9 protein-coding genes are annotated in these 13,080 nt (G+C 73.2%); 6 read left to right on the top strand and 3 right to left on the bottom strand.

Annotation, left to right across the window (positions count from 1 at the left end; genetic code table 11):
- Positions 1 to 35 precede the first annotated feature (35 nt).
- From ACWD0J_RS22915 to ACWD0J_RS22900, 4 genes are all read left to right on the top strand, one after another.
- Positions 36 to 704 carry a response regulator transcription factor gene (locus ACWD0J_RS22915; protein WP_451497665.1) on the top strand — a complete coding sequence of 223 codons (669 nt, stop codon included), beginning with the start codon at positions 36 to 38 and terminating at the stop codon, positions 702 to 704.
- A gap of 11 nt (positions 705 to 715) precedes the next feature.
- Positions 716 to 2,122, top strand: coding sequence for a sensor histidine kinase (locus ACWD0J_RS22910; protein ID WP_451497664.1), 1,407 nt, complete (start codon positions 716 to 718; stop codon positions 2,120 to 2,122).
- Positions 2,123 to 2,231: 109 nt separating this feature from the next.
- A complete protein-coding gene (locus ACWD0J_RS22905; RefSeq protein WP_451497663.1) occupies positions 2,232 to 3,224 on the top strand; it encodes a TAXI family TRAP transporter solute-binding subunit in 993 nt (330 codons plus the stop codon).
- Positions 3,225 to 3,370: 146 nt separating this feature from the next.
- A complete protein-coding gene (locus ACWD0J_RS22900) occupies positions 3,371 to 4,072 on the top strand; it encodes a restriction endonuclease (protein ID WP_451497662.1) in 702 nt (233 codons plus the stop codon).
- A gap of 90 nt (positions 4,073 to 4,162) precedes the next feature.
- Here ACWD0J_RS22900 and katG read toward each other — a convergent pair whose 3' ends face one another.
- Together katG and ACWD0J_RS22890 are read right to left on the bottom strand one after the other, a co-directional pair.
- Positions 4,163 to 6,379 (bottom strand): catalase/peroxidase HPI, encoded by a 2,217-nt coding sequence (katG, locus tag ACWD0J_RS22895; protein WP_451497661.1) that lies wholly within the window; start codon positions 6,377 to 6,379, stop codon positions 4,163 to 4,165.
- A 76-nt stretch (positions 6,380 to 6,455) separates the two neighbouring features.
- Complete coding sequence (locus tag ACWD0J_RS22890) at positions 6,456 to 6,893, bottom strand: Fur family transcriptional regulator (RefSeq protein WP_451497660.1); 438 nt, start codon at positions 6,891 to 6,893, stop codon at positions 6,456 to 6,458.
- Positions 6,894 to 7,142: 249 nt separating this feature from the next.
- Between ACWD0J_RS22890 and ACWD0J_RS22885 the strand changes: the two genes are divergently transcribed.
- The gene (locus ACWD0J_RS22885) at positions 7,143 to 7,847 is read left to right on the top strand and encodes a hypothetical protein (protein ID WP_451497659.1); all 705 of its coding nucleotides are present in this window, start codon (positions 7,143 to 7,145) and stop codon (positions 7,845 to 7,847) included.
- 155 nt (positions 7,848 to 8,002) lie between these two features.
- Positions 8,003 to 8,617, top strand: coding sequence for a sigma-70 family RNA polymerase sigma factor (locus ACWD0J_RS22880; RefSeq protein ID WP_451497658.1), 615 nt, complete (start codon positions 8,003 to 8,005; stop codon positions 8,615 to 8,617).
- A 140-nt stretch (positions 8,618 to 8,757) separates the two neighbouring features.
- Here the strand turns inward: ACWD0J_RS22880 and ACWD0J_RS22875 are convergent, their stop codons facing one another.
- The gene (locus tag ACWD0J_RS22875; protein WP_451497657.1) at positions 8,758 to 12,903 is read right to left on the bottom strand and encodes a molybdopterin-dependent oxidoreductase; all 4,146 of its coding nucleotides are present in this window, start codon (positions 12,901 to 12,903) and stop codon (positions 8,758 to 8,760) included.
- Positions 12,904 to 13,080: the final 177 nt, after the last annotated feature.

Here is a 13,080-nt window from a genome sequence, read left to right as displayed (position 1 = left end):
CGGACCAGGGAAGCGGCTGAGAGGAGGCGGGCAGGGTGCAGATACTGCTGGCCGAGGACGACGACGGGGTGGCCGCGGCGCTCGTGGAGGTCCTGTACGACCATGGGCATGTCACCAGGCGGGTCCGGTACGGCAGTGCGGTGATGACCTACCACCGCAGCTCCGACCTGCTGCTTCTGGACCTGGGCCTGCCCGACATCGACGGTCTGGACGTGCTGCGCGCGGTCCGTGCGGTCAGCGACCTGCCGGTCGTCGTGCTCACCGCGCGCGGCGACGAGCGCTCGGTCGTGCGCGGCCTGCGGCTCGGCGCCGACGACTATCTCGTCAAGCCGGTACGCCTGGCCGAACTCCTCGCCCGCATCGAGACCGTCACCCGGCGCACCGCCGCGAAGGGCGCTCCGCCGGTACGGACGGTCCGCGCCAAAGACGTCGAGGTCGACCTCGACGCCCGCCGCGTCCGGGTCGCCGGGACGGCGGTCGAGCTGACCACCAAGGAGTTCGGCATCCTCGCCGTGCTGGCCGGCCGGGCGGGCACGGCGGTCAGCCGGGAACAGCTCCTGGACGAGGTGTGGGGCGACGCCCACCACTCCGTGTCCCGCTCCCTCGACGTCCACCTCACCCAGCTGCGCGCCAAACTGCGCCGCCCCGAGCTGCTCACCACGATCCGGGGCTTCGGCTACCGTTTCGGGGACTCCGAGGACTGAGGAGCCGACGCGTGCGCACCCGGGTCCAGGCCGCGCTGCTGGTGTTCGCCGTCCTCGCGGTCGCCGCGTTCGCCGTACCGCTGCTGCTGTTCACCGCCTCCGACCGCACCCAGCAGCTGGTCCTCTCCCGCAGCGCCGACCTCGACCGCTTCGCGTCGCTCATGGACCAGGCCGCGGCGACCGGCGACACCTCCGCGCTCACCGCCGAGGCGCGCCGCTACACCCGGCTGTACGGCGAGCCGCTGGTCGTCACCGACACGCGCCGCAGCCCCGTCGTCCAGACCGGCGGCATGAGGGCCGCCGATCCCGCCGTCGCCCGGCTGCTCGACGCGGCCCTGCGCAACCAGACCGCGCACCCCGCGGGCTCGCTGCGGCCCTGGTCACAGGGGTACCGGATGTTCGCCGAACCCGCGGGCACCGGGACCCGGGTCTCCGGTGCCGTCGTGCTGCGGGCCTCGGTGGGGACCGCCGCGCAGGACATCGCCCGGCGCTGGGCCGCGGTCCTCGCCGGAACGGCTCTGGTCGCCCTCGCCTGCACGGTCCTCGCCCGGGCCGCGACCGGCTGGGTGGTCAGCCCGCTGCGCCGCCTCGACCGCGCGGTCGGCCAGCTCGCGGCGGGCCTGCCGCCCGAACAGACCCGGGCCGGCGGCCCGCCCGAGCTCCGCCAGCTGGCCATCGGCTTCAACCGTATGGCGCGTACCGTCACGGCGGCCCTGGAACAGCAACGCCGGCTCGTCGCCGACACCTCGCACCAGATGCGCAACCCCATGGCGGCGCTCCGGCTGCGCGTCGACGCCCTGCACGCCCATCTGCCCAGGTCCGCCGACCGTACCTACACCGGCGTCACCACCGAGCTCGACCGCCTGGAAACGCTCCTCGACGACCTGCTCGCCCTGGCCGCGGCGGAACACCGGGCCGGGGAACTGACCGTGACCGACGGCTCGGACGCGCACTGCGACGCGATGGCGGTCGCGGCCGACCAGTACCGGCTGTGGGAGCCGGTCGCACGCCGCGCCGGCGCCCGCCTCACCCTCCGGGACGCTCCGGCGCCCGTCACGGCCGCCTGCACCGACCGCGAACTCGCCCAGGTCACGGACGTCCTCCTGGACAACGCCATCAAGTACGCGGGCCGGGACGCCGAGATCTCGCTGTCCTGTACGACCGAGGGCCCGCTCACGGTCCTCACGGTCACCGACGACGGCCCCGGCCTCCATCCCGGCGAACTCACCCTGGCCACCACGAGGTTCTGGCGCTCGGGCCGGCAGAACGGCACCACGGGTACGGGACTGGGGCTGGCCATCGCCGAACAACTGCTGGCGGGCCGCGACGGCCGGCTGGAACTGGCATCGGCACACCCCCGGGGACTGCGGGCCAGGGCGGTCCTGCCGGGAAGCCGGGCGGACGGGGGCGCGCGGTGAACGGGGGACGCGGTACCGCGCACGGCGGCGGGCCGGGTGTCGCGTGGCGCGGGGCACGCCTGGGTACGTCGCCTCGGTTCTCGCCTCGGCGCGCTCACGGGGACGCGCCGTGACCCGCCCCGTCGACCGCCGCACGGCGGTGCGTGCCGCTCTCGGCACGGCGGCCGTCGCCGTCCTCGGCGGCGCGCTCACCGGTGACACCTCGTCGCAGCGTCCCGGACCGAGCGGTGTCCTGCGCTTCGCGACCGGTGAACCCACAGCGTTCTACGAGGCCTTCGGCCGCCTTCTGGCCGCCGAACTCCAAGCGGAGTACCCCCGCCTGGGCTGCCGCGTGCGCACCACCGCGGGCAGCGTCGCCAACATCCGGCTGCTGCGCGACCGCCAGGCCGACCTCGCCCTCGTCCTCACCGACACCGCACGGGCCGCCCAGGGCACCGCACTCTTCCCGCGCCCGGTGCCCCTGCGCGCGATCGGCCGGGTGTACGAGACGTATCTCCAGTTCGCCGTCCGCGCCGATTCGTCCGTGCGGGCCGTGTCCGACCTGGCCGGACACACCGTCTCGCTCGGCGCGGCCGGATCGGGCGCGGCTGAACTCGGCGAACGGCTCCTGCACGCCGCGGGTCTGTCGCCCGGCACCGACGTGCCCGTACGGCACCTCCCGCTGGCCGTCGCGGCAGACGCCGTGCGGGCGGGCTCCGTGGACGCCCTGCTCGTCGCGGGCGGGGTACCGCTGCCCGTCCTGTCCGACCTCGACGAGAGCCCTGGCCTGCGCTTCCTGCCGCTGGCCGGCCTGCTGCCCCGGCTCAGCGACCGTGCCGGCCGGGCCGGCTCGGGCCTGGAGGAGGTGACCTTGCCGCAGGGCGCGTACCGGACGGCGGGCGGCGTCGCCACGATCGGGGTGTCCAACCTGCTGGTGTGCCGCCCCGACCTCTCCCGCACCGTGGCCGACGCGCTCACCCGCCTGCTGGTGCTGCGCGCTACCGCGCTCGTCCCCGGCAACGCCGTCGGCACTCAGTTCCTCGACGTCCGCAGCCTGATCGGTACCGGCAGCATCGCCCTGCACCCCGGAGCGGCAGCGGCGTACCGCTCGCTGCACGGCTGAACGCCGGGGAACGGACCGTCCGGCGCCTGCGGTACGCCCCGCCCGCAGCCGGCGGCGACACGATCCCGCCATGGCCGGCTCGCGCCCTTCTCACACCCCGCCGGGCTGCTCAGACTGCGAGACAAGGAGACAGAGGGGGGCGGATCATGGCCGGGCGTGGACGGGGCACGGCTGCTCGCCGCCGGCGGGCGGCACGGCTGAAGCGGGGCGCGGCGGGCGGTGCCCTGGCGCTGGCCCTGTCGGTGGTCTTCTGGTCGACGGTGTGGCCGTACGTCACGGGAGCCCTGCTCCTCGGCGGTGCCGCGGCGGCCGGGTGGTGGCTGTGGCGCACGGACCGGCTCGTCCGCGGGCGGGACCGTGCCTGGCGGCGGGAGGAGGCGCTGCGCGCCGGCCGCCGGACACTCGCCGAGGCCGACGCGATGACGGGGACCGAGTTCGAGGACATGGTCGCGGGCCTGTGCCGGCGGGACGGATGCACCGAGGTCCGGCGGGTGGGCGGCGCGAACGACAACGGCGCCGACGTCGTCGGCCGGCTCCCGGACGGCCGCACGATGGTGATCCAGTGCAAGCGCTACGCCCCGAGCAGCACGATCGCCAGCCGGGAACTGCGCGATCTGCTGGGCGCCCGGGTGCACTTCGGGGCCGACCTGGCCGTGTTCGTGACGACCACGCGGTTCAGTCGCCCCGCCGAGACCTTCGCCCTGCGGCACGGCATCCTCGCCGTCCACCGCGACCACCTCGGCCTGTGGAACAACGGGGCCTCCCTCCTGTCCCTGAGCGAGGTCAACGGCCGCGGACAGGGCGACTGTCGCCATCGGGCGCGCTGGAGGCAGGCGTACGGGAAGTGACGGGGGAGACGGGGCGACGAGGAGTGACGGGGGAGAAAGGCAGACGTCCGGGCCGGCCCCCCGGGCCGGCCCGGACGTTCCGCGTGACGATCAGACCAGGTCGAACCGGTCCAGGTTCATGACCTTGTCCCACGCGGCGACGAAGTCCTTCACGAACTTCTCCTTCGCGTCGTCGCTCGCGTACACCTCGGCGAGCGCGCGCAGCTCGGAGTTCGAGCCGAAGACGAGGTCGGCACGGCTGCCGGCCCACTTGATCTCACCCGTGGCGGCGTCGCGGCCCTCGAAGGTGGTCTGGTCCTCGGACGTCGCCTTCCACGTCGTGCCCAGGTCGAGCAGGTTGACGAAGAAGTCGTTGGTCAGCGACCCGGGGGTCGTGGTGAGGACGCCGAGCTGCGACTGCTGGTGGTTCGCGCCCAGCACGCGCAGGCCGCCGACGAGGACGGTCATCTCGGGGGCGCTGAGGCTGAGCAGGTTCGCCTTGTCGAGCAGCAGGAACTCGGCCGGCAGGCGGTTGCCCTTGCCGAGGTAGTTGCGGAACCCGTCGGCGGTCGGCTCCAGCGCGGCGAACGACTCCACGTCGGTCTGCTCCTGCGAGGCGTCCACCCGGCCCGGCGTGAACGGCACCTCGACCTGGAAGCCGGCCTCCTTGGCGGCCCGCTCGACGGCCGCGACGCCACCGAGCACGATCAGGTCGGCCAGGGAGACCTTCTTGGCGCCGGAGTTGAACTCCCGCTGGATCCCCTCAAGGGTGCGCAGCACCGTGGCGAGCTGGTCGGGGTCGTTGGCCTCCCACGCGCGCTGCGGCTCCAGGCGGATGCGGGCGCCGTTGGCGCCGCCGCGCTTGTCGCTGGCGCGGAACGTCGAGGCCGACGCCCACGCGGTGGACACCAGCTGCGAGACGGACAGTCCCGAGTCGAGGAGCTTGGTCTTGAGGACCGCGATGTCCTCGGCGTCGATGGCCTCGCCCTCGGCCTCCGGCAGCGGGTCCTGCCACGGCAGGGTCTCCTCGGGGACCTCCGGGCCGAGGTACAGCGACTTCGGGCCCATGTCACGGTGGGTCAGCTTGAACCAGGCGCGGGCGAAGGCGTCCGCGAACTGGTCCGGGTTCTCCAGGAAACGACGCGAGATCTGCTCGTAGACCGGGTCGAAGCGCAGCGCCAGGTCGGTGGTGAGCATCGTCGGGAGGTGCTTCTTCGACGCGTCGTGCGCGTCGGGGATGATCGCCTCGGCGTTCTTCGCCACCCACTGCTTGGCGCCGGCCGGGGACTCGGTCAGCTCGTACTCGAACTCGAACAGGTTCTTGAAGAAGCCGTTGCTCCACTGGGTGGGCGTGGCGGTCCAGGTGACCTCCAGACCGGAGGTGATGGTGTCGCCGCCCTTGCCGGTGCCGTAGGCGTTCTTCCAGCCCAGGCCCTGCTCCTCCAGCGAGGCGGCCTCGGGGTCGTCGCCGACGTTGTCCGCCGGGCCCGCGCCGTGGGTCTTGCCGAAGGTGTGACCGCCCGCGATCAGGGCGACCGTCTCCTCGTCGTTCATCGCCATCCGGCGGAACGTCTCACGGATGTCACGGGCCGCGGCGAGCGGGTCCGGGTTGCCGTTGGGGCCCTCCGGGTTGACGTAGATGAGGCCCATCTGGACCGCGCCGAGGGGGTTCTCCAGCTCACGGTCGCCGGTGTAGCGCTGGTCGTCGAGCCAGGTGGTCTCGGGACCCCAGTACACGTCCTCCTCGGGCTCCCAGACGTCCTCACGGCCGCCGCCGAAGCCGAAGGTCTCGAAGCCCATCTGCTCCAGCGCGACGTTGCCCGTGAGGATCATGAGGTCGGCCCAGGAGATGGACTGGCCGTACTTCTTCTTGACCGGCCACAGCAGACGGCGGGCCTTGTCGAGGTTGGCGTTGTCCGGCCAGCTGTTGAGGGGGGCGAAGCGCTGCTGGCCGGCGCCGGCGCCGCCGCGGCCGTCGCTGATGCGGTAGGTGCCCGCGCTGTGCCAGGCCATACGGATCATCAGCGGGCCGTAGTTGCCGAAGTCGGCGGGCCACCAGTCCTGCGAGGTGGTCAGCACCTCGGCGATGTCCTGTTTCACGGCCGCGAGGTCGAGGTTCTTGAACGCCTCGGCGTAGTCGAACTCCTCGCCGAGCGGGTTGGCCACGGCCGGGTTCTTGGCGAGGATCTTCAGGTTGAGGCGCTCCGGCCACCACTGGCGGTTCCCGCCGCCCTGGGTCGGGTGCAGGGCGCGTCCGTGCGCGACCGGGCAGCCTCCCGTCTCCTCGGGCTTCGGATCGGTGACGATCGCGTCGTGGTTCTCAGTCATGGGGAATCCTTCCGAACGGGGTGGACCCAGGTGCTCAGGTCTTGCTGCTCAGGTCTCGGTACTCAGGTCTCGGTACTCAGGCACTGCGGCTGGTGGAACAGGCGGGGCACAGGCCCCAGTAGGTGACCTCGGCCTCGTCGATCGAGAAGCCGTGGTCCGCCGAGGCGGTCAGACAGGGGGCCTCGCCGACCTCGCAGTCGACGTCGGCGACGACACCGCACGACCGGCACACGACGTGGTGGTGGTTGTCCCCGACGCGGCCCTCGAACCGGGCCGGGCTGCCGGCCGGTTCGATACGGCGTATGAGCCCGGCCGCGGTGAGCGCGTGGAGGGCGTCGTACACGGCTTGGAGGGAGATGTGGCCGACACGGTCGCGCACTCCGGAGGCGAGGGCCTCGACTCCGAGGTGGTCACCGCCCCGGACGGTCTCCAGCAGCGCGACACGGGCGGCCGTCACCCGCAGGCCGGCACCGCGCAGCTCATCGGCGGTGGTCCGGCTCTGGGGCGAAGTCATGGCGCACAACCTACCGGCACAAACACGAATGGTTCAAGAAATGGATTCATTCCAATTCTGGGGGTCGTGTCGGACGGCGGCGGGGCGGGCGGTCAGGACGGCTGCGCCCCGGTGGCCCCATGGGGCACCGGGCCGTGAGCACACCCGTCCCATGTGTCGGGGATCACAGGTTTGGGGATGAGTTCCAGGCCGGGGGGTTGTCCGTACCCAGGCGTGACGAACCGCGCGTGGATGCGAGGATGAGGCGCCATGACAGCCGGGTGGTGTGCGCGCACGGTACGGGCCGCGGTGTTCGCGGCCGTCTGTGTGCTGCTCGCCGCCCTGGGGCACGTGATGATGTCCGGCGGCCGGGTGCCCGCGTGGACACTGGCCGCCGGATTCGGTGCGACCGGAGCGGCCGGCTGGTGCCTGGCGGGCCGTGAACGCGACCTCCCGCTGATCGTGTCCGTCGTGGTCGCCGCCCAGACGGCCCTGCACTGGTCGTTCTCCCTCGCGCAGCCGGCGGCGGAGGCGACCCCGCCCGTCACGTCGACGCGCATGGGCTCGGCCCACATGGGCATGGCCCACATGCATCACACGCCTCCGATGGAAGCCATGGAAGCCATGGAAGCCATGGAAGTCATGGGGGCTGTGCAGGCCGTGCAGGTCGTGGGGGACGCGCAGGGTAGGGGTGGCGACGGTTCGTCGTCCTTCGGCATGCTCGCCGCCCACCTGCTGGCCGCGCTGCTGTGCGGGCTGTGGCTGGCCTACGGGGAGCGCGCCGCGTTCCGCGTCCTGCGGGCGGTGGCCGGGTGGCTGGCCGCTCCGCTGCGGCTGGTCCTCGCCCGGCCCGCCACGCCCTACCGTCCGCGTCCGCAGGGGCGCCGCCCTCGCTCCGGCCGGGCGCCGCGCCTTCTCCTTCTCGTTCACGCGATCAGCTCTCGCGGTCCTCCCGTGGGGACGGCCGTCGTCTGACGACAGCCCGTGTCCCGAGGCGGCCCCCGTGCGCCTCGGGCCTCGGCCGTACGCCCGCACAGGCGCCGTACGGCCGGATCCCCACGCCCACCGGACCGCCGTGCCCTCGCAGGCCGACGGCGGTCCGGATCCCGGATGACCGACAAGGACACCAGGTGATCACTTCCGCCCTGCCCGCAGCACCGGACGAGGACGAGACGGGGAGGTCGGCCGACGAGTCGGCGACCGCCTGGGCGCTCGCCGCGCGGACCGGTGACCCGGACGCCGTGGAGCACTTCGTCCGCGCGCTCCACCGTGACGTCCTGCGTTACGTCGCCCACCTGTGCGCAGATCCGCAGACCGTGGACGATCTGGCACAGGACACGTTCGTACGGGCGCTCGGCAGCCTGCACCTGTTCGAGGGCCGCTCCTCGGCCCGCGCCTGGCTGCTGGCCATCGCCCGCCGTGCGGTGATCGACGGCTACCGGTACGCCGCCGCCCGCCCCCGTCCCTGCGACGCGCCGGACTGGCAGCTGGCGGTGGAGCGGGCCCAGCCGCGAGGGCTGCCAGGCTTCGAGGAGGGCGTCGCGCTCCTCGACCTGCTGGCCACGCTCCCCGAGGAACGCCGGGAGGCCTTCGTCCTCACCCAGCTGCACGGCCTGCCCTACGCGGAGGCGGCGGCCCTGAGCGACTGCCCGATCGGCACGGTCCGCTCCCGGGTGGCGCGGGCCCGCTCCACCCTCATCGCCCTCATCACGGCACCGGACGCACCAACACCCGTGGCGGCCTGAACCGCCGCCCGGACTGGCCGCCGCCTGGACCGACTGCCGACTGCCGACTGCCGACTGCCGACTGCCGACCGGCCGAGGCCCGGCCGCCCGGCCGCCGCCGTGACCGGCCGGCGGTCGGGACCGGCACTGGCGGCAGCCGCTCAGTAGACATCGCGGACGTACCGCTTCGCCGCCGCCAGCTGCTTCACCCACGCTGCCGCCTCGGCCTCGTCCAGCCCGCCGTGCGCGACGGCGATGTCCCGCAGGGCCCGGTCCACGTCCTTCGCCATCCGGGAGGCGTCCCCGCAGACGTAGAAGTGGGCGCCGTCCTGGAGCCAGCGCCACAGCTCGGGGCCGTGCTCGCGCATCCGGTCCTGCACGTAGACCTTGTTGCGCTGGTCGCGGGAGAAGGCGGTGTCGAGGCGGGCCAGGGTGCCCTCGTCGAGCAGCTCGGTGAGCTCCTCCTCGTAGTAGAAGTCGCTGGCTCGGTGCTGTTCCCCGAAGAACAGCCAGTTGGGCGCCCGGTGTCCGAGCGCGCGCCGCTCCTGGAGGAAGCCCACGAAGGGCGCGACCCCGGTGCCCGGGCCCACCATCACCATCGGCGTGGAGGCGTCGGCGGGCGGCCGGAAGTGCGGCGAGCGCTGCACGAACACCGGCACCCGGGTGTCCGCCCCGGTGTCGGCGAGGAAGGGTGAGCAGACCCCGCCGCGCGGCCGGCCCCGCAGGTTCTCGTACCGCACCACGGACACGGTGAGGGAGACCCGGTGCGGGTCGACGAGCGGGCTGGACGATATGGAGTACAGGCGCGGTTGCAGCTTCTTGAGGACGCCGGCCCAGTCCCGCGCGCCCGCCCGCACCGGATGCTCCGCGAGCACGTCCACCGCCTGCCGCCCCCAACTCCACTGCGCCAGGCCGTCCTTGTTGTCGGGCCGCAGCAGCCTGCGCAACTCCCGGTCGTCCCGCACATGTTCGGCGACGAACCGGAGCAGGCCGGGGGTGATCCGGGTGATGTCGAGATGCCGGCGCAGGGCCTCGGCGAAGGACACCTCGCCGACCCCCTCCACGGACACGGCGGCCGATCCGTCCACCCCGGTCACCGCCAGCCACTCCTCCACCAGCGCGGACGAGTTGACCGGCCGTACGCCGAGCGCGTCCCCCGCCTCGTACGTCAGCGGGGTCCCGCTCGTGTCGAAGGTGAACCGCCTGACCTCCTTGCCCGCTCCGGCCCGGCTGAGCAGCCGGTTGCCGACGAGGCGGGCCGTGATGGGGGCGGGCTTGGAAGAGCGCGTGGGCTGTGGCGGAGCCGTCTCGACGGTCGGCGTGCCGACGGCCGGCGTCCCGGCCCGCGCCGCAGTCCCGGCTGTCTCCGTGCCGGTGTCCGGGGCTGCCTTGGTCCCGGTGCCCGGAGCAGCTGTCTCCGTCCTGGTGTCCAGCGCCGAGAGCACCTGGTCCAGCCAGGCCCCCGCCTCGGAGTCGTAGTCGGGTTCGCAGTCCGTGCGCGGCGCCAGCCGTACCGCGCCCAGCTCGTCCAGCCGCTTGTCGAGCCGGCGCCCGTGCCCGCAGAAGTCGTCGTACGAGGAGTCGCCGAAGGCCAGGACGGCGTACCGGACGCCCTCCAGGCGCGGCGCCTGCTGCCCGGCCAGCGCCTCCCAGAAGCCGGAGCCGTTGTCGGGGGCGTCGCCGTCGCCGAAGGTGCTGGTGATGAGCAGCAGGTCGGCGCCGGACGGGAGCGTGCCCGGGTCGGTCTCGTCCATGCCGACGAGCTTCGCCCGGTGCCCCCCGGCGGACAGCCGGTCGGCGACGGCCCCTGCGAACTCCTCGGCGTTGCCGGTCTGCGACGCCCACAGGATGACGACCTCACGGCCCGGGGTCTCGCGGCCCCCGCCCTGCCGGGTCGTCCGCGAGTACATACCGGCGAGGACGCCGTTCACCCACAGCGCGTGCTCGGGGCTGAAGGGCGCGTCCGGCGGCAGCACGGGCACACCGGGGGCGCCGGAGTCGATGCCCGCGAGGAACCCGCTGAGATACAGCCGCTCCTGGGCGGTCAGCACGGGCGGCGGGGCGGGGGCGAGCCCGAACGGGTCGGCGCCCGGCGTGACGGCGGTCGGGACCAGTACCTGCGCGGGCGGGGCGGCCGGGGCCGGCCGCGCGGGTTCCGCCGGCGCGGCCACCTTCGCCAGCGACACCGCGCACACCTTGAACTCCGGCTGGAAGGACACCGGATCCACCGCGTCGCTCGTGACGGCGTTGACGCTCAGGTACTCCCCGAACAGGTCGTTCCAGTGGAACGGCGCGAAACACGCCCCCGGCCGCACCCGGTCGGTGACCACCGCGGGCAGCACGGCCCGCCCGCGCCGCGAGGCGACCTCCACCCGGTCACCCTCCACGACCCCCAGCTCCCGCGCGTCCTCGGGATGCAGCTCCACGAACGGCCCGGGGTTCAGCTTGTTGAGCTTGGCGACCTTCCCGGTCTTGGTCAGCGTGTGCCACTGGTGCTGCACCCGCCCGGTGTTCAGGACGAAGGGGTAGTCGCCGTCCGGCATCTCGGCGGCCGGCAGGTGCGGCCGGGCGTGGAACACGGCCCGCCCGCTCGCGGTGGGGAAGCGCAGCCCGCCCTCGCCCGTCCGGTACCGGATCGGATTGCGGGCCGGTCCGTTCTCGTCCGAGGCCGGCCACTGCACGGGCGTCGACCGCAGCCGCTCGTACGTCACCCCGCGCAGGTCCCACCCGGTGACGGGGTTCCAGAAGCGCCGGATCTCCTCGAAGACGTCCTCGGCGCTGTCGTACGAGAAGCCCTTCTCGTAGCCCATCTCCCGGGCGACGGCCGCGATGATCCGCCAGTCCGCCATGGCCTCACCGGGCGGGTCGGACACGGCCCGGGTCAGGGTGAGGGTGCGCTCGCTGTTGACGAAGACCCCCTCGGCCTCCGTCCACATCGCGCCGGGCAGCACGACATCGGCGTACGCGTTCGTCTCGGTGTCGCCGAACACGTCCTGGGTGACGACGAACTCGGCGGCCTCCAGGCCCTCGATGACGGTACGGCGGTTGGCGACCGAGGCGACCGGGTTGGTGCAGATGATCCAGCAGGCCTTGATCTCCCCGTCGGCCATCTTCCGGAACATCTCGACGGTGCCCTTGCCGACCCCGTCCGCCCGCAGCGTGCCCGGCGGCAGCTCCCACACGTCCTCGGTGAACGCCCGCTCCCCGTCCACCAGCACCGACCGCTGCCCGGGGAGCCCCGGCCCCATGTAGCCCATCTCACGGCCGCCCATGGCGTTCGGCTGGCCGGTGAGGGAGAAGGGGCCGCTGCCCGGACGGCAGATCGCGCCCGTCGCCAGATGCAGGTTGACCAGGGCGTTCGTGTTCCAGGTGCCGTGCGTGGACTGGTTGAGCCCCATCGTCCAGCAGCTCATCCACTCACCGGCCTCGCCGATCAGCCGGGCGGCCGCGCGCAGGTCGTCCTCGGCGAGCCCGGTGATCTCGGCGACGGTGGCCGGCGGGTAGTCGGCGAGGAACTCCTCCATCGCCTCCCAGCCCTCGGTGTGCGCGGCGACGAACTCGGGGTCGGTGTGCCCGTTCTCGACCAGCAGGTGCAGCAGCCCGTTCAGCAGCGCGAGGTCCGTACCGGCCTTGACCTGGAGAAACAGGTCGGCCTTGGCGGCGGTGGCGGTGCGCCGCGGATCGACGACGATGAGTTTGGCCCCGGCCTTGACCCGCTCCATCATCCGCAGGAACAGGATCGGATGGCAGTCGGCCATGTTCGACCCGATGACGAGGAAGACGTCCGCCCGGTCGAAGTCCTCGTACGATCCCGGCGGCCCGTCGGCGCCCAGCGACAGTTTGTATCCGGCACCCGCACTCGCCATGCACAGCCGGGAGTTGGACTCGATCTGGTTGGTCCGCACGAACCCCTTGGCCAGCTTGTTCGCCAGGTACTGGGCCTCCAGGCCCATCTGCCCGGAGACGTAGAAGGCGACCGCGTCCGGCCCGTGCTCGTCGATGACCGCGCGCAGCCGCCGCGCGGTCTCGGCGATCGCGTCGGCCACGGGCGCGGGCACCGGCTCCTCGCCGCGGTCGTCCCGGACCAGCGCGCTGGTCAGCCGGCCGGGCGCGGCGAGCATCTCGGCCGTGGTCGCGCCCTTCGTGCACAGCCGTCCCGCGTTCGCCGGGTGCGCCTTGTCCCCGGACGCCTTCAGGACCGTACGCCGGCCGTCCGGACCCGCCCCGACGTCGAGCACCAGGCCGCAGCCCACACCGCAATACGAGCAGACCGTCCGTACCTGCTGCGTCCGGGGGGTCGTCGTCATGCCGTCGACAGTACGAAATGCCCGTTACGCCGATGTGACGCGGCTTGATCATGAGGGGTTACGCCCGCTGCACAGCCGTCCGGCCGCCGGTGTGAGGTGGGCCGGGATCGCGGAGCGTGTCGCTGGTGGGCCGAACGGGTGACCATGCGTAAGAATTGGCCGATGCAGACAGCAGTG

It is taken from the genome of Streptomyces sp. NPDC003011 (genome assembly GCF_053591515.1).
Note: the sequence above shows the minus strand (reverse complement) of the source record. Positions and strands in the feature narration are given on the sequence as shown.

Excerpts from the sequence above, each read along its gene's own strand:
- ACWD0J_RS22900 (WP_451497662.1), top strand. The coding sequence starts at position 3,371 with ATGGCCGGGCGTGGACGGGGCACGGCTGCTCGCCGCCGGCGGGCGGCA.
- ACWD0J_RS22890 (WP_451497660.1), bottom strand. The coding sequence starts at position 6,893 with ATGACTTCGCCCCAGAGCCGGACCACCGCCGATGAGCTGCGCGGTGCC.
- ACWD0J_RS22875 (WP_451497657.1), bottom strand. The coding sequence starts at position 12,903 with ATGACGACGACCCCCCGGACGCAGCAGGTACGGACGGTCTGCTCGTAT.
- ACWD0J_RS22885 (WP_451497659.1), top strand. The coding sequence starts at position 7,143 with ATGACAGCCGGGTGGTGTGCGCGCACGGTACGGGCCGCGGTGTTCGCG.
- katG (WP_451497661.1), bottom strand. The coding sequence starts at position 6,379 with ATGACTGAGAACCACGACGCGATCGTCACCGATCCGAAGCCCGAGGAG.